General features: G+C 69.2%; 19 protein-coding genes. 10 read left to right on the plus strand and 9 right to left on the minus strand.

Annotated elements, in window-relative coordinates:
• The first annotated feature begins 261 nt into the window (after positions 1–261).
• Positions 262–3555 (plus strand): hypothetical protein, encoded by a 3294-nt coding sequence (locus ON39_RS22220; RefSeq protein WP_110293614.1) that lies wholly within the window; start codon positions 262–264, stop codon positions 3553–3555.
• Between the two features lie 225 nt (positions 3556–3780).
• On the opposite strand, the gene ON39_RS22225 is transcribed toward ON39_RS22220, so the two are convergent.
• Both ON39_RS22225 and ON39_RS22230 read right to left on the minus strand, forming a co-directional pair.
• Positions 3781–4140: a DUF4254 domain-containing protein gene (locus tag ON39_RS22225; RefSeq protein WP_040737282.1), complete on the minus strand. Its 360-nt coding sequence runs from the start codon at positions 4138–4140 to the stop codon at positions 3781–3783.
• A 552-nt stretch (positions 4141–4692) separates the two neighbouring features.
• The gene (locus ON39_RS22230; RefSeq protein WP_040737283.1) at positions 4693–4992 is read right to left on the minus strand and encodes a hypothetical protein; all 300 of its coding nucleotides are present in this window, start codon (positions 4990–4992) and stop codon (positions 4693–4695) included.
• A gap of 136 nt (positions 4993–5128) precedes the next feature.
• Here ON39_RS22230 and ON39_RS22235 point away from each other — a divergent pair, with 136 nt between their 5' ends.
• A complete protein-coding gene (locus tag ON39_RS22235; protein WP_040737284.1) occupies positions 5129–5989 on the plus strand; it encodes a helix-turn-helix domain-containing protein in 861 nt (286 codons plus the stop codon).
• Here ON39_RS22235 and ON39_RS22240 read toward each other — a convergent pair.
• Entirely contained in the window at positions 5986–6816 is an 831-nt protein-coding gene (locus ON39_RS22240) for an ABC transporter permease (protein ID WP_373283720.1), read from the minus strand. The two genes, ON39_RS22235 and ON39_RS22240, sit on opposite strands and share 4 nt — an antisense overlap.
• Positions 6813–7628: an ABC transporter permease gene (locus tag ON39_RS22245; RefSeq protein WP_040737286.1), complete on the minus strand. Its 816-nt coding sequence runs from the start codon at positions 7626–7628 to the stop codon at positions 6813–6815. Before ON39_RS22245 ends, ON39_RS22240 begins: the two co-directional genes overlap by 4 nt.
• 210 nt (positions 7629–7838) lie before the next feature.
• On the opposite strand from ON39_RS22245, the gene ON39_RS22250 reads away from it, so the two are divergent.
• Both ON39_RS22250 and ON39_RS22255 read left to right on the plus strand, forming a co-directional pair.
• Positions 7839–9221 (plus strand): APC family permease, encoded by a 1383-nt coding sequence (locus ON39_RS22250; protein WP_040737287.1) that lies wholly within the window; start codon positions 7839–7841, stop codon positions 9219–9221.
• A gap of 93 nt (positions 9222–9314) precedes the next feature.
• The gene (locus tag ON39_RS22255) at positions 9315–9809 is read left to right on the plus strand and encodes a hypothetical protein (protein WP_246002928.1); all 495 of its coding nucleotides are present in this window, start codon (positions 9315–9317) and stop codon (positions 9807–9809) included.
• 3 nt (positions 9810–9812) lie between these two features.
• Here ON39_RS22255 and ON39_RS22260 read toward each other — a convergent pair whose 3' ends face one another.
• A complete protein-coding gene (locus tag ON39_RS22260; protein ID WP_040737361.1) occupies positions 9813–10265 on the minus strand; it encodes a hypothetical protein in 453 nt (150 codons plus the stop codon).
• Positions 10266–10485: 220 nt separating this feature from the next.
• The gene (locus ON39_RS22265; protein WP_040737289.1) at positions 10486–11235 is read right to left on the minus strand and encodes an SDR family oxidoreductase; all 750 of its coding nucleotides are present in this window, start codon (positions 11233–11235) and stop codon (positions 10486–10488) included.
• A gap of 69 nt (positions 11236–11304) precedes the next feature.
• Between ON39_RS22265 and ON39_RS22270 the strand changes: the two genes are divergently transcribed.
• The 4 genes from ON39_RS22270 to ON39_RS22285 all read left to right on the plus strand — a co-directional run bounded on the left by ON39_RS22270 (position 11305) and on the right by ON39_RS22285 (position 13873).
• On the plus strand, positions 11305–11649 hold the full coding sequence (locus tag ON39_RS22270) for a winged helix-turn-helix transcriptional regulator (protein ID WP_051186924.1): 345 nt from the start codon (positions 11305–11307) through the stop codon (positions 11647–11649).
• A gap of 33 nt (positions 11650–11682) precedes the next feature.
• The gene (locus tag ON39_RS22275; RefSeq protein WP_040737291.1) at positions 11683–12726 is read left to right on the plus strand and encodes a DNA polymerase III subunit beta family protein; all 1044 of its coding nucleotides are present in this window, start codon (positions 11683–11685) and stop codon (positions 12724–12726) included.
• 19 nt (positions 12727–12745) lie between these two features.
• Positions 12746–13237: a hypothetical protein gene (locus tag ON39_RS22280; protein WP_040737292.1), complete on the plus strand. Its 492-nt coding sequence runs from the start codon at positions 12746–12748 to the stop codon at positions 13235–13237.
• Between the two features lie 135 nt (positions 13238–13372).
• Positions 13373–13873, plus strand: a complete 501-nt coding sequence (locus ON39_RS22285) for a peroxynitrite isomerase (protein ID WP_051186925.1) — start codon at positions 13373–13375, stop codon at positions 13871–13873.
• Positions 13874–13888: 15 nt separating this feature from the next.
• Here the strand turns inward: ON39_RS22285 and ON39_RS22290 are convergent, their stop codons facing one another.
• Positions 13889–14455, minus strand: a complete 567-nt coding sequence (locus tag ON39_RS22290; protein WP_211336333.1) for a TetR/AcrR family transcriptional regulator — start codon at positions 14453–14455, stop codon at positions 13889–13891.
• A 77-nt stretch (positions 14456–14532) separates the two neighbouring features.
• On the opposite strand from ON39_RS22290, the gene ON39_RS22295 reads away from it, so the two are divergent.
• Positions 14533–14997, plus strand: coding sequence for a cupin domain-containing protein (locus ON39_RS22295; protein ID WP_040737296.1), 465 nt, complete (start codon positions 14533–14535; stop codon positions 14995–14997).
• Positions 14998–15322: 325 nt separating this feature from the next.
• Positions 15323–15478 carry a hypothetical protein gene (locus ON39_RS48940; protein WP_157195503.1) on the plus strand — a complete coding sequence of 52 codons (156 nt, stop codon included), beginning with the start codon at positions 15323–15325 and terminating at the stop codon, positions 15476–15478.
• On the opposite strand, the gene ON39_RS22300 is transcribed toward ON39_RS48940, so the two are convergent.
• Positions 15472–17280 carry a penicillin-binding transpeptidase domain-containing protein gene (locus ON39_RS22300; RefSeq protein ID WP_040737298.1) on the minus strand — a complete coding sequence of 603 codons (1809 nt, stop codon included), beginning with the start codon at positions 17278–17280 and terminating at the stop codon, positions 15472–15474. The two genes, ON39_RS48940 and ON39_RS22300, sit on opposite strands and share 7 nt — an antisense overlap.
• 88 nt (positions 17281–17368) lie before the next feature.
• Positions 17369–18235: a GNAT family N-acetyltransferase gene (locus ON39_RS22305; protein WP_083894627.1), complete on the minus strand. Its 867-nt coding sequence runs from the start codon at positions 18233–18235 to the stop codon at positions 17369–17371.
• Between the last annotated feature and the right edge of the window lie 27 nt (positions 18236–18262).

Consider the following 18262-nt stretch of genomic DNA (forward strand, 5'->3'; position numbering starts at 1 on the left):
TCCTGGGCCGCGGTGATCGCCGGTGCGCTACTGGTGATCGGGGCTGTTTCTAGTGGTCTTCCTCGCCTCCCGGATCCGCCGCTATCTGCGCCGCCGCCGACTGCGCCGGGAGGCCCGCGCCGCCGCGGCGACCTGAGCGCGCCGCGGGTCGCGCCGGCCGCCGTTTCGATCGCGGTCCGGCGAAACCCGCTGCGCGCGACATATCCTCACAACGACCACGGGGGATTCCTCCGCATCCGAGGAAAGGTTGGCGGTCCACCAATGGCAGCACCGGCGACGAAGCTAGTGAAGGACATCGAGCCGTTGTCCGCGCCGCAGCGGCGCCGGGCCCTCGCGACCGTGGCGTTGCGGCTGGCCGGCACCCCGGATCTCCGCGCGCTGCTGGCCGACCTGGCCGGGCGCGGCCGGTACGAACGGATCCTCGCGATGCACCTCGCCGCGATCGCCGCCGACCGGGAACACCTTGTGAGTCAACTGGACTCGCCGGAGCAGGAGTTCGTCTCCCGCGCGGTCGTCGCGCTCGTCCGGACCGGGGTCGAACCTGCGGCGCTGGTCGAACGATTGCCGAGGATGGCGCAGCGGACCCGGCGGGTGCTGTATCGCGCGATCGGCCGCCGCACCCGCGACGCCGCCCTGGCCGACGCGCTGCTGCCCGAGGTGCGGCGGCTCTTCGGCGAGGCCGAGGCGGCGGGCATCCTGCCCTATTGCTCGCCCTCGCTGGTCGCCGAACACCTGCCGGAGTTCGCGTACACGGTGCCGAACTGGCAGACGTTGAGCCGCAGGCACTCCGAGACGGTGCTCGCCTACCTGACGGCCCGCGCGGACGAGGCGGGCGAGCCCGACTGGCCGGAACTGTGGCCCCGCATCGCCGCCGGAGCGAGCGCGTTCGCGCTCCGCGAGCCGGATCGCCTGCTCGCCCTCGCCACCCAGGCGGTGCGGTTCGTGCAGCTCAACGGTCTCGAGACGGTCGCGGGCGCGCTGGCGCGGCACGACCCGGACGCCGTCGTCGACCTGATTCTGCATCCGAGCGGCCGCGGCAACTGCCTCGCCGGGCGTGCGGTGTTCGTCGCGCTGCGCGAGCTACCCGACGATCGACTGACCGCGGTGTGCGCCGCGTATCCCGGATATCACCGGCGGCGATTCCTGCACGCCCTGCCGCCGAGCCGGCGCACCGAACTGGTGCGGCAGGTGTTCATCCGGCCCGGCGTCGAGGCCGCTCAGGTCGACCTCGACGCGCTCGACAGCCTCCCGATGCCCGACCGGACGGCGCTGGCGCGCGAATTGCTCTCGCGCCGAGGCGGTTCCGACGATCGGTCGGCGCGCGAGCGGCTCATCGCCCGGCTCTCCTGGGAGGAGGCCGAATCCGTGCTGCGCGAGAGCATCCGCCGACCGACCGCGGACGAGCGGGCCGAGGCGTACCCGCTGCTGGTGACCGCCGCGGTCGGCAGCCGCGATCCCGCCGTGCTCGGCGCGCTGCTCGACTCGCTGCGTCGCCTGCGCAACGAGCAGGACCCGGTGCGGCGCAATGCTTTACAGGCGATCAATCGGATACCGCCGTCGCTGCTGCGCACCGAACACCTGCCCGCGCTGGAGAGCCTGGGCACGGACGCGCTCCAGGCCCGCGACCGATCGCCCACGACCACCGGCGCGGTCGGCGCGCTCGCGCGCACGCTGCTGGTGCACGGCGCGCGCGTCGACGATGCGGCCTGCGCGGAGTCGGCGCTGCGTTTGATCGAAAACCTTGCGGCGCAATCGGGCTCGGTGCCGCTGTGGGATGTGGATCGTGACCTGCCGCGCGGCGCGGAGCATCGGCTCTTCGCGGCACTGCGCCGTCGGCTCGACGCCGACGCGGCGCGCGACGAATGGGGCCTCACGCTGGCCTTGGCCACCGGCCTGAACAAGCGGGCCTGGCGCGTGCCGCCGTTGCAACAGCTGCTCATCCGGGCCTGCGGCGCGCGCAATGACGCCGTGATCCGCGCCGCGGCGGACCTGGCCCTGGCCAACCCAGCGACCCGCGACGAACACCTCAGCACCCTGCTGAACCGGGACCGCTCGCTCATCTCGCTGCCACGGGTGCAGCGCCTGATCGCCACGCGCCGAACGGATCTGCTCGACACGGTGCTCAACGGCGCGACGCCCGGCCGCTTCATTGCCCCGAAAGTGCGTCTGGTACCGGACTTTTCGGCGGGCTTCGACGGGTGGACGCCGCGCCAGATCGAGCTCTACGCCCGCGCGCTCACCGCGATGGTGCGGGCGAAGGAGTCCTCGCCGTGGGAGAAGACCTGGGCGATCCACCGGCTGGGCCGACTACCCGGCAGTTTCGCGCGCCTCGTCGGCTACACCGATCACCCCGAGCTCAGGGTGGCCGAGGCGGCGCTCACCGCACTCGGCCGCAGCGCGGACGCCGAGGCCGCGATCGGCGTGCTCGCCCGGCACGTCGACACCGATCGCGCGCGAGTCGCGGTGAGCGGCATGGCGTCTCGCGCCAGGAGCATCGCCCCGGATCGGCTCGCGGGCGCGCTCACCCCGCTGCTGGATTCGCCGAAGATCACCTCGTTGAAGGAGGGCGTGCGCCTGCTCGCGGCGCTGCGCGTGCCAGAGGCGATGGCGACGATCCAGGCCATCTGGGACCGGCCGAGTCAGCATCGCGACGTGCGACGCGCGGTGGTTTTCGCGTGCCGGTGGCTGCTCGACCACGACGAGGCCTGGAAGATCCTGGCCGAGGCCGTCACCGACCCCGCGGTCGCAGACGAGGTGCTGAGCCTCGCGCCCGCGCTGCTGCCGATTCCGCAGCGCCACCGGATGGCCGCGCTCGTGCGCGAGATGGCCGGCGGCGCCGACGTCCAGCTCGCCACCGAGGCGATGCGGGTGCTCGCCGCGTGGCAGCGCTGGGCGCCCGCCGACACCGGGGACATGCTGGTGCGCAGGCTGGCCGATCTCGGCGAGGCCGGGCTGTGGCGACAGGTCGCGCGGGTGCTGGTCGGCAGCGGGTTCCGGGCCGAGGTGCCGTCGGCGGTGGATCGCCTGCTCGCGGCCGAGGACGTGGTCATCCCGGGCCGCGACCTGCCTGCCCGCCAACGACTCTCGACCCTCCTCGGTCACCTTTGCGCGGCGGCCGGGCAGTCGGACGAGGCGCGCGCGACCGCGGTCGTCGTCGCCGAGCGACTGGCGGGCGAGACCCAGTGGCGGCGGTTCGCGATCGATTTGCTGCTCACCCAGATCCGTTGGGCCGACCCGGGATCCAGCGTGCGCGCGATCCAGCAGGCGTGCGGGCTCGCGCGGGGTGCGCTGGTCGTCTACCCCGCCGAGCAGCTGCGGACGCAACTGGCGCGGACCGGGCAGATGGTGGAGGCCGCGGCCATGACGACGGTGGCCCGCGAGCTGTCCACGGACGTCGACAGCGCCACGGCGCTGGCCGCGCTGGCGCTGATCGCACAGTGCGGCAATCACTGCGGGTGGACGGCGACCTGGGTGGAGCTACTCGCCCGAATGCGGACGCACGGGCAGAGCAACGTCAGAGTGGCGGCGCACGAGATCTTCACCGTCGCGGAATGAGCACGGAGAGATCTCAGCGGGCGTGCCGCGCCAGTCGACCACGCGGCACGCCGGGCGGGGCGCCCCATTGCGCCCGCCGTCACTGGGCAGGCGACGTTGACGTCCAGAGGGGTCACTGGTCGGATGACAACCCTGGGACATCGCCCTATCGAGCGACCGACGCTGTCGCGGCAGTGTCACCATCGCGGTATCGATACTGCGGTGGAATCCGTCGGTCGAGAAAGATCACTGCTCAGGCAATCGGCGGCGGCCACCGGCCACATCGGTTACCAAATCAGTGTACCCATCGACTAATTCTGCCAGGTGGTACCAGTGTTTATGGGTATTGTCACTGCGCGCGCCGTCGACATCGATGGCTTGATTCGCGTCCACCCAGCTGCGGGCCATCCGATCGACCACCGCGCCGAGGCTTTCCGTGTGCAGCGAGGCGCCGTTGCGGTGCTGCGGAATCTCCTTGCCGATCCAATCGTTGATATCGTCCACGAGTTCGGCTCGGCGACAGTCGATCTCGACGAGCAGCGCGGTATCTCGCACCTGCCGTCGGCGCGCATGCAACTCCGCGAGCGCATGCGCCGAACGCAACATTTCCCGATCTAGAAAACGACGCCCCTGAAAGGCGCACAATAATTGCGGAGCTGTCGGCAAGATCCCCACCGTGGGCGCACTCATCACTGCCGCACCCCCAGCACGCCCGACACCAACACGCTTTGTACCAACATAATTGGCTCTCGATTCGGTTATCCCGGTCATCGGATCGGTTGTTCACAACTAGGCTAGCTGGATCATGCTCGTACAGGTGCAAGAACGCAAGAGTGCGTCCGCAATGGTGCGGAAGCTGTGCTCTTCCACTCTTCGGCCCCGACAGACGGCCAGCCGCAACAGGTCTCACGTCCACGAACGTCGGGTTTCCACCCTGCCTGCCCGGGACGCCTACCGCCGCGATGGACAACCGGACGGTCTGTGTCATGGCGTGTTGACAGCCAACCAATGGCCACCCACCTGCCGCACAGAGAAGACGACTCCGAATCGGCTGAGCGGACTGGACCGGACCCTCCAGTCCGTCAACGGGCATAACGATATTCGGTGCCACCAGCAAATGACGAAGGGACGCCGAGAAACGCTGTAGCGATTATTCGCTCAGTTCGCGAGGCTTATGTTTCGCCCGCAGAGTCGATAGATGTACACCCGTCTTCTCGACCCACCACCCCGATAACCCTCCGGCGCGTAAGCCTCGCCTATCTCCGCGCGAACCCAGGCGGTCACCTCGTCGACCGAAAGACTCTGGGACGGCGTGAAAACTCCGCCCGTGCTTCCGCGGATGCTCACCCGCACGCCGGGCACCGGGCGGCCGACGGTGTGCAGCAGATCCGGGCGTTGGTGTTCGGGTGGCGAGAGCACGGCGATCTGGCCGATCTCGTAGGTTCCGTAGCCGGCCATGATGATCGGCCCGAATCGCTCGATCGCCTGGACGATCCGTTCCGCTTTGGAACCTCCGGGGGTGCCGAAGCGGTACGCTTTCGACCTACGCGCTCACGTAGCGAATCCGCCGGGGGCGGGCCGAAGGGGAGTTGTCATGGCAGGCAAGCGCACCGTTCTCACCGTGCGATTGCGCCGGTTGGCCGCGATGTTGCAGGAGATGCGGGAGCGCGCGGGCCTGAGCAAGGAAGAGGTGAGCGGGAAGACCGGCATCAACGTCACGACGTTGTACCGGATCGAGACCGCGCAGGCCCGGCCGCAGCGACGCACCCTGCAGGCGATGCTCGACCTGTACGGCGTCAGCGAGGAGCAGCGCGAGGACGCGGTGGAGCTGCTGTCGGACGCGCTCAAGCCCGGCATGTCGCGGGCGTACGAGGGCAGCGTGTCGGAGGTGTACGCGGCCTACATCAACTTCGAGGCCGAGGCGCTGTCCGCCCGGCACTATCAAACATCCACCATCCCGGGTCTGTTGCAGACGATGGAGTACGCGACCGCGGTGATCGACACGTCGATGCCGAAGGTGGAGGCGGCGATCATGGAGGACCGGGCGCGCGCCAGGATGGACCGGGCCGCCAACCTCACCAAGGACGACCCGCTCGAGCTGTGGGTGGTGATGGACGAGGCGGCGATCCGGCGCACCGTCGGCGGCCCGGCCGTCATGCACGGCCAGCTCGACCGCCTGCTCCAGGAAACCAAGCGCAAGAACGTGATTCTACAGATCTTGCCGTTCGACGCGGGCGCCCATCCCGGTATGGCCGGCTCGTTCACCCTGCTCGACTTCCCCGATCCGGCCGACCCGGAACTGGTGTACGTGGAGGGCATCGCGGGCGACGAGCTGATCGAGGGCCACCACGAGATCCGGCGCTTCGGCGTGATCTTCGACCAGTTGCGCGCGATGGCGCTGAGCCCGCGCGACTCCGCGGAGATGATCATGGAGGCCGCGGCGAAGCCGGTCTAGCGACGACTGGCCCGCCGGTAGCCGACGGCGGCAGGCACCGCGAACACCACTATCGCGCCGACCGACCAGGCCGCGGTGGCCAGCAGTGGAGCGCGCACCGCGCCGCCGAGCGAGAGCCCGCGCATCGCGTCGATGGCGTGGGTCATCGGCTGGTGCGCGACGATCGGCTGCGCCCAGCGCGGATACGCGGCCAGCGGAACGAAGCCGGTGCTGAAGAACATCATGATCGACGAGCCGAGCGAAACAGCCTCCACCAGAGCGGTTTTCGCGCTGTACACCGCGACGGCGGTGACCAGCGTCGCGAACCCGAGCCCATACAGCAGCGGCACCCCGAACAGCGCGAGACCGGCGAGCACGCCCTGCTCGAACCGGAAGCCGAGCACCACCCCCACCCCGAACAGCACCACGGTGCACACCAGGATGCGCACCCCCTCGGCCATGATCCGCGAGGTCAGCCCGGACGCGCGGTGCACCGGTAGCACCCACAGTCGCGCGAGCAGCCCCTGATCGCGCTCGCGCCCGAGCGTGATGGCGCCGGCCAGCGAGCCCGACATCACCCCGACCAGCGCCACCATCGGCACCGAGCCGTACAGCGCGCTCGTCCCGGAGAACGTCGAGATCTGCTTGCCCAGCACGGTATTCAGCACGATGAGCAGCAGCGCCGGGAACACCAGCGACTGCACCATCGTCAACGGGTCACGGCACCAACGCAGCAGCAGCCGCCGGGTCTGAATGACGGTCTGCGGCACCAGCAGCCGCAAGGTCTCGGTCCGGCCGGGCACCAGGGGCAGATCCGCGGCCGCGAGCTGTTCGCCCGTCCCGATCACGCCGACCTCCGCACCGCGACCACCGCGCCCAGCGCCCCGAACACGACGAGCATCCCTGTCGCCCAAGCCAATCCGGGGCCGAGTACCGGCCAGCCGACCACCCCCGCATTGCCGCTCGGATCCCCGGCCAGCGCACGCATCCCGTACACGAACTGCGACACCGGCTGATTGCGCGCGAAAACCTGCAACCAGGAAGGGAATTGGCGCGCCGGGGCGAGCCCGGTGGACACCAAACCGAGGATGAGCTGCGGAAAGATGAGCGCCTGGGTGATCGCCTCCGGACTCTTGGCGAGGCTGCCGACGAGATCGGCCCCCAGGCACAGCCCCAGCGCCACCAGCAGCGCGAATCCGATGAAACCCGCTGTCTCCCACCAGCTTCCGTAGAACTCCACGCCGATCACCCGCCCGCACAGCACGGCCACCGCCAGCGAGACCGCCGCGCGATACATAGCGGCGGTGATTCGCGCGGCCAGCGGCGCCGCGGCGGGCATCGGCATCGAGCCGAATCGGACGGTGAGCCCGTCCTTGGCGTCGCTTGCCGCGCGGAACGCCGCCGAGGTCGCGCAGAACGCCACCGCCTGCATCACGATCATCGGCATGAGGAACTGCGCGTAGCTGCTCAGTCCGTGCCCGTACACGCTCATGACCAGGTTCAACGGCACATAGAACCCGAGGGTGAACACGGTCGGCGCGACGACGGCGGTCACCAGCTCCCCATTGCGCCACGAGGGCCGGATCAGCCGGCAGGTCAGCACCCACCACTGAGCGACCGCGCCGATCCGCGGTCGCGACGGCACCGTCAGCAGGCTCATCCGCACGCTCCCATCCTGCGGAGCGCCGTGCCGGATCGCCGGTAACCCGCACCCGCCCGCATGTCGCGGTCGTCCTGAGAGATACCGGGACAGCACGCGTTCCGGTTCATCACGGAGGTCGTTTCGCGCCGAAAGTGAAGAACCGTCGACTACTTTCGAGTGATTCGGGGTATCTCAACCATCTGGTGCGAAACATTCGGGAGGGATCGCATGGCCGAGGTCATCACACAGGGGGGCGCGGAGCCGGAGCTGAAGCGGGTGATGGGTCCGTGGTTGCTGTTGCTGTTCATCGTCGGCGACATCCTCGGCTCCTCGGTCTACGCGCTGACAGGCAAGGTGGCCAACGAGGTCGGCGGCGCGGTGTGGGTGCCGTTCGTGGTGTCGTTCCTGGTCGCGCTGGTCACCGCGATGAGCTACCTGGAGCTGGTCACCAAGTACCCGAACGCCGCGGGCGCGGCCCTCTATACGCACAAGGCCTTCGGCCTCCAGTTCTTCACGTTCATGGTCGCGTTCGCGGTGATGTGCTCCGGGATCACCTCGGCCTCCACCGCGTCGCGCGCCTTCGCGGCCAACTTCGCCGAGGCCTTCGACCTCGACATCGGCACAGGCCTCGTGGTCACGGTGATCGCGCTGGCGTTCATGACGGTGGTCGCGCTGATCAACCTGCGCGGGGTGAGCGAGGGCGTGAAACTCAACGTGGTGCTCACCTGCATCGAGCTGACCGGTCTGCTGATCGTCATCGGCATCGGCTGCTGGGCGCTCGGCGCGGGCGACGGCGATTTCAGCCGCGTCACCGAGTTCGACACCGGCGACCGCACCGCCGTCGGCGGCGTCATCGCCGCCACCACGCTGGCCTTCTACGCGATGGTCGGCTTCGAGGACTCGGTCAACATGGCCGAGGAGTGCAAGGAGCCGACCCGGATCTTCCCGAAGGTGCTGCTGGCCGGGCTCACCATCACCGCGGTCATCTACGTGCTGGTGTCGATCACCTCGGTCGCGCTGGTGCCGGTTCCGCAGCTCGGACAGGGCGATACACCGCTGCTGCAGGTCGTGCGCGTCGGCTGGCCCGCATTCCCGACGCACGTCTTCGCCTACATCAGCATGATCGCCGTCGCCAACACCGCGCTCATCAACATGCTGATGGCCAGCCGGTTGCTGTACGGCATGGCCAAGCAAGGGGTCTTGCCACGGGCGCTCGGGCGCGTGCACTCCGGCCGGCGCACGCCCTATATCGCGATCCTGTTCACCACGCTGCTCGCGCTGTGCCTGATCGCCTTCGTCAGCGCCGTGCCCGAACTCGGCGGCACCACCGCGCTGCTGCTGCTCGCGGTGTTCACCGTCGTCAACGTCGCGGTGCTGGTGCTGCGCCGAGATCGCGTGGCGCACGAGCATTTCCGCACGCCGACGGCCCTGCCGGTGATCGGCGCGCTGACGTGCGGGTTCCTCGTGACGCCGTGGACCGACCGCAACCCGCAGCAGTACACGATCGCGGGTGTCCTGCTCGCCATCGGCGTCGTGCTGTGGGGCGTGAATCACCTGGCCATCCGGTATCTGCACGCCGAGCCCGCAGCCGCGGAGCCACCCGCCGAATAGTGGATCTTGTTGTCCGGCAGTGCAGCAACTCACGCCGGAATCGTCCCCATCGGTAGGTGACTACCCGCGAGCCGGTGAGTAATGTGGGCCGAGATGACCAGCATGGAAGCCCGTTTCGGAGACGCGACCCGAATCGTGCCCCTCCCGAACCCGTGGAACCTGACCAGCTACCTCGCCGCCGTCGCCGCGCACCGGGGCCGCTCCATCAGCCTGCACACCGCGCCCAAGGCCCTGCTGCACGAGATCGGTTGCGGCGGGGGCGGTCTGTGGATCGCGCGCAAGCACGACGACATCATCGTCTCCGACGTCGAGGCCACCGACCGCAACGCCGACCACATCGTCCTGCACCAGGTCGGGCACATGCTGCTCGGTCACGGCACGCGGGAATCCACCCGCGAGGTGCCGCCGAGGCTGGCGCTCATGCTGCCCTCGGTGTCGCCGCAGTCGATCGAGCACATGCTCGGCCGCGACGAGTTCGGCGTGGAGCGGGAGCGCGAGGCGGAGGTGTTCGCCGACATGACCATGGTCTACGCGACGCTGCCGCAGCGGCGGAGCCGGTCGTTTCGGCTGTTCGGGCGCGGAAAGTAGCGCTCACCAAGGGTCGTACGGGTCGTCGGGCAACCGCCGGACGCCGGTGCGCAGGTCGTCGATGAGGTCCTGGTAGCCGTCGGCCAGCTCCTCGATCCGCACCCAGGCGTCGTAGAAGACCGCCTCCGGCGCGAAGGCCAGCGCGGCGAAGGCCTGCGCGGTCATGCCGGCCAGCCGGTCCACCAGTCTGCCGACGGTCTCGAGGTGTTCGGGCGCGCCGATCTCCGGCACCGGGGTCGCCAGGGTGACCCAGCGATCGATGACGCGCACCAGTTCGGTACGGCGTCGATCGATCTTGACCGACTCGGCCGCCGGCGTGCACTCGCGCGCCAGGTGCAGTTGGGCCAGCTCGCCCGCCGCCTCCAGCATCGGATGGTCGGCGTGCGGAAAGCCACGAAAAGCCGCCAGCAGCAGATCCTTCCCCGGCAGAACCCGGTCGTACCCCGGCCGGTTCACCTCAGCACCCCCGCCTGAGCGTGCGCGGGCCCGCCCCGCCCGTCGGGTGGTGTCGAATACCGCGCCTTCGCCGCAGCACACCTCGCACCTGGCACACATCGATAGCGTGAACGAGACTTCCCCCCTCCACGTCGATTTCACCCACTTCCCGTCATCCGACACGCGCGCGGCAAATCTACCTGGTGCTTTACCTGGGAGTGCGGTAGTCGGGGCCGGTGCGTTACGCCGGGGTGAGGTAGTCGGGGCCGCCGATGTAGGTGGTGTGGCCGGATTCGGCGGGGACGGTGGTGGCTTCGGCTACGGCGGTGGCGAATTCGGCGATGGTGGGGAGGGGGGAGGTGTCGCGGCGGGCGGCTACGGCGTCGGGGTTTCGGCGTTCCAGCAGTTGGACGATGATGGTGCCGTCGATCATGTCGCCGGAGACGGTGTGCAGGGTGACGCCGCGGGCGGTGAGGGTGGGGATCATGGCGCGTAGGGCGTCCTCGCCTGCGCGTTTGCTGGCGGCGATCGGTTCGTAGTCGGCGGGGACCGGCTTGCGGCCGTGGAAGTGGGCTTGATGGCTCGTCACGAAGACGATGCGAGAGCCGGAAGGCATGTGCGGCAAGGCCAGATCGACGAGGCGGGTCTGCGCGTCGCGATTGATCTCCATCGCGTAGCCGGGAGCCGCGTTGCGTTCGAGCCCGCCCGAGGCATTGAGGACGAGGACATCCAACCGGCCGAACTCCTGGACGATGGACTCGATCAGGCCGCGGGCGGAGTCCGCGTCGGCGATGTCCGCGCCCGCGACGGACGCACTGCCGCCCGCCGCGACGATCTCGTCGGCGATCAGCTTGGCGCGCCTCATCTTTTCGCGGTAATTGACGATCACATGATCTCCGCGCGCGGCAAGAATCCGCGCGGTCTCCGCGCCGATGCCGCGGGACGCGCCCGTGATCAGAACGATTCGCTGTCCGGCTGGTCGGCTCACCATCTCCCTCTCGTCGCGGACCCCTCGGCCCGGCGAATTGCTTCTAAATCAGAATCACTATGGTAGTTCTGAATGAGAAGCGCAAGCGGGGCGAGGCCACCCGACGACCCGGCCACCGCGCCGGCCCTGGCCGCGATGGAACTGCTCGGGCAGCGGTGGATCCTGCGCGTGCTGTGGGAGCTCGCGCCCGGCCGCCTCGGCTTCCTGGAACTGCGGCGACGCATGAACAACTGCTCCTCCAGCATGCTCTCCGTGCGCCTGCAACATCTGCAAAGCGCGGGCCTGATCGTGAAGAACGCCGACAAGTCCTACCAGCTCACCGACGCCGGAACGGAACTCGGCACCGCCCTGGAGAGCGTCTGGGCGTGGTCGCGCCGCTGGGAAGAATCGCTCAGCGGGAACGACCGAGCCGTTTGACCTTCCGCCTACCTGAGACTCCATGATGACCGGGTGGCTGAGTCCGACGGTTTGATCACGATAGGCGTGCTGGCGCGGGCGAGCGGGCTCACGCCGAGCGCGCTGCGGTTCTACGACGACTGCGGTTTGCTGGTGCCGGCCAGGGTCGATCCGCTGACCGGATACCGGTACTACACGGCCGCGCAGCGGGAACGCGCGGTGTCGATTCGCAGGCTGCGTGCCATCGAGGTACCGCTCGACGCGATCTCCGAGATCCTCTCCGGCGATGCCGAGCGCGCCGAGCGACTGCTGGACGAGCACGTCGACGAGCTGCGGCGACGGGCGCTGGAGGCCGAACGCGTCGCGAAGTCACTCAAGCAGACGCTCGGCGCCTGTTCGACGGACGATCGTGTCACACTGCCCGCCGCCCTGCTGGCCGAGGCGTTCGAGCAGGTGCGCGCCGCCGCGGCGAGAAACCGCGAAATACCGGTGCTCGCAGGAATTCTCGTGGAGGCGAGCGGAAACTCCATGACGCTCACCGCCACCGACCGCTACCGGCTCTCGACCAGAACCGTGGTGACTCAGGAGCGAGAAGGAGACTGGTCGCTCGTCCTCGACACCGGCGATCTCCCGCCGACCATCGCGTGGCTGCGTCGCCTGGACGACATCACGGCCACCCCGACGGACTGCGGACTGCTCCTAGCGGGTGCGGGTGTCGAGAGGTATTGCCAACTGATCGATGCACCGTTCCCCGACTATCGAGCCGTCCTGTCGACCCTCGCCCCGGTCCGGACGCGCGTACTCACCCCGCGCACCCCACTGCTCACCCTCCTCGAAACCTCCTCCCCCACAGTGCGATTCGAGATCGATCAGAACGGTCTGACCCTGACCGACAGCACCCGGCGCCACCGCCTGCCCGCGACGGTCACCGGCGCGGACATCACCCTCTCCTTCGAGGTCACGACCCTGCTCCCCGCCGTGCACGCCGCCCTCGGCCCCGATCTCATGCTCGACCTCGCCGCACCCGACCACCCGGTCGTCCTGCGCTCCGCCACCGACGGCGACCTCACCACCCTCGCCATGCCCACCCGGCATTGAACAGACAGGATCCGACGCCATGCCAGACGACACCATGACCGCCATCACCCACGCGGTCACCCTCGGACACGAAGGACGACCCGACGAGGCCCGCGAGTCCCTGCTGACCCTGTGGAACTCCTTCGGCCCGCAGGGCGACCCACTCCACCGCTGCACCCTCGCCCACTACCTCGCCGATCTCTACGACGACGCCGCCGAGGCTCTCACCTGGGACATCCGCGCCCTGGACGCCGCGGACTCGCTGACCGACGCCCGCACCCGGCAGTTCGACTCCGCACTGGACGTCCGCGGTTTCTACCCGTCCCTGCACCTGAACCTGGCCGACAATTACCGCAGGCTCGGCTCGTTCGCCGCCGCCCGACGAGCGATCACCGCCGCCAAGGAAACCCTTCACACACTTCCCGAGAATCCTTACGGGACAATGATTCGCACCGCAGTCGAGGAAGTCGAGGCGGCGATCGCAGCCCGAGACACCAGTCGCCGCGCCTCCGCCCCTACCGGCCGCAGGTAATGCATGAATGGCCCGCGCCGCGAAAGTGCGGGCCATTTCCACCGAATCCCGGCCGGAGCCGGTGCTAACCTTGGCGCGAACAGAATTCGGCAGTATACGAACACCCCGGAACCAACAAGGTTTAGGCTGTGCGCCGTGGTCGAACCCCAACCCCCCATCGCGCCCCACCCCGATATCGCCCCCTTGGCCCCGCTGCTGGGCACCTGGCGCGGCACGGGACACGGCGAATACCCGACCATCGACTCCTTCGACTATGTGGAGGAAGTCCGGTTCGGCCACCTCGGCCGCCCGTTCCTCACCTACCGGCAGCGCACCCGCTCCGCCGACGGCGGTCGGCCCATGCACGCCGAGACCGGCTACCTGCGCTGCCCGAGCCCCGACCGGGTGGAGTTGATCCTCGCGCACCCCACGGGCATCACCGAAATCTGCGAGGGCGCACTGGATGTCGCCGACGGCGCGCTGCACATGGAGTTCGACTCCACCAGCATCGGCCGCACCAGCACCGCGAAAATCGTTACCGCCCTAGGCCGTACGTTTCAGCTGAAGGGCGACACCATCGACTACACGCTGCGCATGGCGGCGGTCGGCGAGCCGCTGCAACACCACCTCGCCGCCACGTTGCGCCGGGCCGAGTGACCGCCGCGAAACTTCCTACGCCCCCAGCCCGTTCATGGCGAGGTCGATGAGCCGCCGCCAATCGCCGCTGCCCGTGCGGATGGTCGCGGACAGCGCGCCGACGAGCATGTAGACATCGCCCACCGTCGCGTCGGCGCGGATCGACCCCGCGGCGCGACCGTCGTCGAGCAGATCCCGCACGGCGGCTTCGAGTTCGGCCCGCGCCGCTCCCCTCGGCTCGGATTCGGTGGTGCCCCTTGCCGCCTCGATCGCCGAGGACAGCCCCCGGTCGCCCGCCAGCACCTCGCCGACCTTGGCGAGATACAGCTCCAGCCCGCGTTCGGGGCGGTTACGGCATTCGGTGCGCGCGTACTCGGCTAGCTCGGCGAACCGATGCTCGGCGACCGCTTCGATGAGGTCACCGCGCGTCGGGAAGTGCCGATAGACCGTGCCGACGCCAACCCCGGCCGCCTTGGCCAGCTCGGGCATCTGCACCTCGTCGCCGCGCTCGGCGAACAACGCGCGCGCGGCCGCCAGCACTCGCTCGCGGTTGCGGCGGGCGTCGGTGCGCCCAGTTCGGTTGGGCGGCAAGGGGGTTGACAACTGTGGTGCTCCTCGGGCCTCATTGAAACGGAAGCGGATTCCGCTTCCAGTATGACATCCAGGAAGGTAGCCCCACAATGTCCCAGGACAGATTCCTCCTCCTCGAACCCGAACAGGTCCGCCCCGGCCGCGTGCCGATGCCGCCCGCGTTCGCCGTCAAGGCGATGACCTCCGACACCGAGGGCCGGTTCTCCCTGCTCGAAGTGGTTCTGGCACGGCCGATCCAGCGCCACATCCATCAGTCGGCCGACGAGTGCATCTACGTGCTCGAGGGCGAACTCGGCGTCGAGTTCGACGATCGCGACTACACCGTCGGCAAGGGCGGGTTCACCCTGCTGCCCAAGGGCGTGCCGCACGCCCTGCGCCCGGTGTCGACTCCCCCGCCCCGCGTCCTGCAAATCTCGTCGCCCGGCGGTTGGGAGCATTATCTCGAAGACCTTTTCGAGGCCGGGCCCGCCGTACTCACCGACGGCCGCCTGGACCCCGCGAAGATCAACCCGATCGCCGCCGCCTACGACATCCGTTACGAAGAACGTCCCTAGTCCGCATCGCTCGGCGGCGGTACGCCGAATACCCCGCCGAGCGACGAAGAACATTTCGGCATGCAGAGTTTGTATTGCAATCGGTCAATTCCACGAAAACTCCGACACGCCCGGAGGTAGCCTCCTCCAAGATCTCCTGGAATGTGGCTCGAGGCACTTTTCCATGACACCGTGTCATCGGTCACCTGTGCTTGTTCGATGCATTGACAGCGGTTTACGGTTCGGAAGTCAGCAAACTTTCAGAAAACTCCCGTGCGGTGTGTGCCGCACGGAACGTGCGACAACCCTTCCTCCGCCGACACCCCTGACCCGAGGGAGCCGAACAATGAAGCGTTCCACCACAATTCTAGCCAGCGTGGCGATCGTTCTCGGCGGCGCCGCCGCCGTGCAGATTCTCGACGGCGGCGACGCGGGCGCGGCCGTCACGGGCACCGCCCACTCGTCCAGCAACCAGGCCGCACAGGACGGCGCGCCTCAGTAACCGGCCGGCAGTGCGGCGAACATATCGCGACTGACCGCGACCGCATTGTCGGAGCTGCCGCCCTTGACCAAGAGCGTCGCGAACGCGATATCCCCCCGGTAACCGACGAACCACGAGTGCGACCCGCCGTCGACCTCGGCCTCGCCGGTCTTGCCGTACACCTCACCTTGGTCGGCGATCCGCTCGGCGGTGCCGCCGGTGACCACCCGGCGCATCATGGCCCGCAGTCCGGCGATCACCTGCGGCGCGAGATCGGGCGCGGCGCCCTCGACCGTCGTGGCGCGCCCCGCGATCAGATACGGCACCGGCACCGAGCCGTGCGCGATGGTGGCCGCCACCAGCGCCATGCCCAGCGGGCTGACCACGACCTTGCCCTGGCCGATGCCGTCCTCGGTCCGCTGGATCAGCTCGTCGGCGGGCGGCACCGACCCGGAGAACGTCGGCAGCCCGGCCACGGTGTAGCCGGGGCCGAGGCCGAGTTTCGCGGCGGCCGTGTGCAGCGCGTCGCCGGGCAGCTTGCTGGCCACGCTGGCGAACGAGGTGTTGCACGACCGCTCGTAGGCGGTGATCATCGGCACGTCGCCGACCGTGAACAGGTTGTAGTTGGGAATCGTGCGGTCCCCGATGATGATTCGGCTCGGGCACGGCAGCACCGTGTCCGGCGTGGCGAGACCGGTGGACATGGCCGCCGCCGCGGTCACCGTCTTGAACACCGAGCCGGGCGGATACTGCCCGATGGTCGCCACCGGGCCGTCCCGATCGGCCGCCTTGTTCTGCGCGATCGCCAGGATCGCGCCGGTCGACGGCCGGATCACCACCATCATCGCCTGCTCCTCGCGCAGGTCCACGGCGCGTTGCGCGGCGTTCTGCACATTGCGGTCCACGCTGAGCGAGAACGACGGGGCGGGCTGCGACGGCACCTCGGTGAGCACGTCGGTGTCGGCGCCGTTGGCGTTCATGGTGACCACGCTCCACCCCGCCTTGCCGTCCACCTCCGCGATGACCGTCTTGCGGATCTGCGCGAGCAAATCCGGCGCGAAGCCGCGATCGGTGGGCACCAGATCCCACTGCGAGGTGATCACGACGCCGGGCAGGCCTATGAGATCGCCACTCACTTGGTCGAATTCGCCCTCGCTGAGCAGCGCGACGGTATACGCGCCCGTCGCCGCGACGGCCGCGTCCCGGATGTACTCGGGCGTGAGCTGCGGATCGAACTGGCGCAGCGCCGTCGACAGCGAGGTCGCGACCGCGCCGGGGTCGCCCGCCTTTGCCGCGGTGAACGCGACCCGGGAGACCTTGCCCGGCACCAGCACATCGCTGCCCGCCTGCTCGTTCACCCGCGCCCGCGGGGCCGGGGTGGCCCGCAGCGACATCGTCTGCGTGTCACCGAGTTTGGGGTGGATGTTCGACGAGGTCCAGCGCACCCGCCAGCGACCGCCGCTGCGCCCCATCTGCAACTGGCCGGTGTAGCGCCAGATCCGCTCCTTGGGCAACCGCCACTCGTAGGTGTAATCGACGGTCGCGGTATCGCCATTGACCCTCGCGGAGCCGATGCGGGCCGTCAACTGCTCGGCCTGCAGGTGCTCCCACGCGGAACTCAGTGCGGCGCTCGCCTTTTCGGGCTGATTCGTCAGCTCGGCCGCGGCTTCCAGATCGTGCTCGGCGAACGCCTCCACGAAGTCGTCGGCCGTGGGCACCGGCCCCTGCGGTCCGCGGGCGCAACCGGCCGCGGGCAGCGCGAACAGCGCGACGGCGAGGGTGACGAGGAGCGGTTTTCTCAGCGGTTCAATCCTGATCGACATCGGCACCGATCGTAATAGCCAACGTCGAGCAAACCCCCGCAACGCTCCGTGTTTCTTTCCGCCGAAACAGCTTTCGCCCGCGGTGGTCTCAGTCGAGCAGCACCGTGGCGAAGGTGGCGATCTGCCGGAAGCCGACCCGGCCGTACGCGCGGCGGGCGACCTCGTTGTAGTCGTTCACATACAGGCTCGCGGTGCGCCCGGACGCGACGACCGCGTTCGCGATGGCGGCCGTGCCCGTCGTGCCCAGCCCGGTGCCGCGGTGTTCGGGATGCACCCACACGCCCTGGATCTGCCCGGTGCGCCGGGACAGCGACCCGACCTCGGCCTTGAACACCACCTCGCCGTCCTCGAAACGCGCCCAGGCCCGGCCGGATTCGATGAGGCTCTGGATGCGGCGCCGGTAGCCGCGGCCGCCGTCGCCCGCGCGGGGGTCGACGCCGACCTCCTCGATGAACATGGCGATCGCGGCGCAGAGGTAGCGGTCGAGTTCGTGGGGGTGCACGCGGCGCACAGTCGGGTCGGGCGTCACCAGCGGCGCTTGCGTGAGCGCGAGCAGCGGCTGCTCGCCGCGCAGTTCCCGCTCCGGACCCCAGTGGTCGGCCAGCATCTCCCACAGCGGCAGCGCCAGCTCCCGGCGGCCGACCACCGACGACGCGATCCGCGGCCAGCGCAGGGCCCGGTCGGCGAACGCCCGCAGCGCGTCGCGGTCACCGCGCAGCGGGACCAGGTTCGCGCCGGAGAAACACAGCGACTCCGCGGGACCGCCGCGGCTCCACAACTCGCCCTGCCCGCAGCGGGACGCGTCGAGACCGAACTCCTGGAGCCGGGCGGCGACCATGCACGACGCCACCGGGTCGGCATCCAGAACACGAAGGACCTGACCGAGGTCCCGGCTCGCGAGCTGACGCGCGGGAACGTATTTCGCCCTACGCGCCGGCTCAAGCAGACTGCGCACGTTGCTAGCCTGCCACGAATAGCGACG

It is taken from the genome of Nocardia tenerifensis NBRC 101015 (assembly GCF_000308715.1).
GTDB lineage: Bacteria > Actinomycetota > Actinomycetes > Mycobacteriales > Mycobacteriaceae > Nocardia > Nocardia tenerifensis.

Bases quoted from the DNA above. Each gene is read 5' to 3' on its own strand.
- ON39_RS22220 (WP_110293614.1), top strand. From the start codon at position 262: ATGGCAGCACCGGCGACGAAGCTAGTGAAGGACATCGAGCCGTTGTCC.
- ON39_RS22225 (WP_040737282.1), bottom strand. From the start codon at position 4,140: ATGTTGCGTTCGGCGCATGCGCTCGCGGAGTTGCATGCGCGCCGACGG.
- ON39_RS22230 (WP_040737283.1), bottom strand. From the start codon at position 4,992: ATGGCCGGCTACGGAACCTACGAGATCGGCCAGATCGCCGTGCTCTCG.
- ON39_RS22235 (WP_040737284.1), top strand. From the start codon at position 5,129: ATGGCAGGCAAGCGCACCGTTCTCACCGTGCGATTGCGCCGGTTGGCC.
- ON39_RS22245 (WP_040737286.1), bottom strand. From the start codon at position 7,628: ATGAGCCTGCTGACGGTGCCGTCGCGACCGCGGATCGGCGCGGTCGCT.
- ON39_RS22250 (WP_040737287.1), top strand. From the start codon at position 7,839: ATGGCCGAGGTCATCACACAGGGGGGCGCGGAGCCGGAGCTGAAGCGG.
- ON39_RS22255 (WP_246002928.1), top strand. From the start codon at position 9,315: ATGACCAGCATGGAAGCCCGTTTCGGAGACGCGACCCGAATCGTGCCC.
- ON39_RS22265 (WP_040737289.1), bottom strand. From the start codon at position 11,235: ATGGTGAGCCGACCAGCCGGACAGCGAATCGTTCTGATCACGGGCGCG.
- ON39_RS22270 (WP_051186924.1), top strand. From the start codon at position 11,305: ATGAGAAGCGCAAGCGGGGCGAGGCCACCCGACGACCCGGCCACCGCG.
- ON39_RS22280 (WP_040737292.1), top strand. From the start codon at position 12,746: ATGCCAGACGACACCATGACCGCCATCACCCACGCGGTCACCCTCGGA.
- ON39_RS22295 (WP_040737296.1), top strand. From the start codon at position 14,533: ATGTCCCAGGACAGATTCCTCCTCCTCGAACCCGAACAGGTCCGCCCC.
- ON39_RS48940 (WP_157195503.1), top strand. From the start codon at position 15,323: ATGAAGCGTTCCACCACAATTCTAGCCAGCGTGGCGATCGTTCTCGGC.
- ON39_RS22300 (WP_040737298.1), bottom strand. From the start codon at position 17,280: ATGTCGATCAGGATTGAACCGCTGAGAAAACCGCTCCTCGTCACCCTC.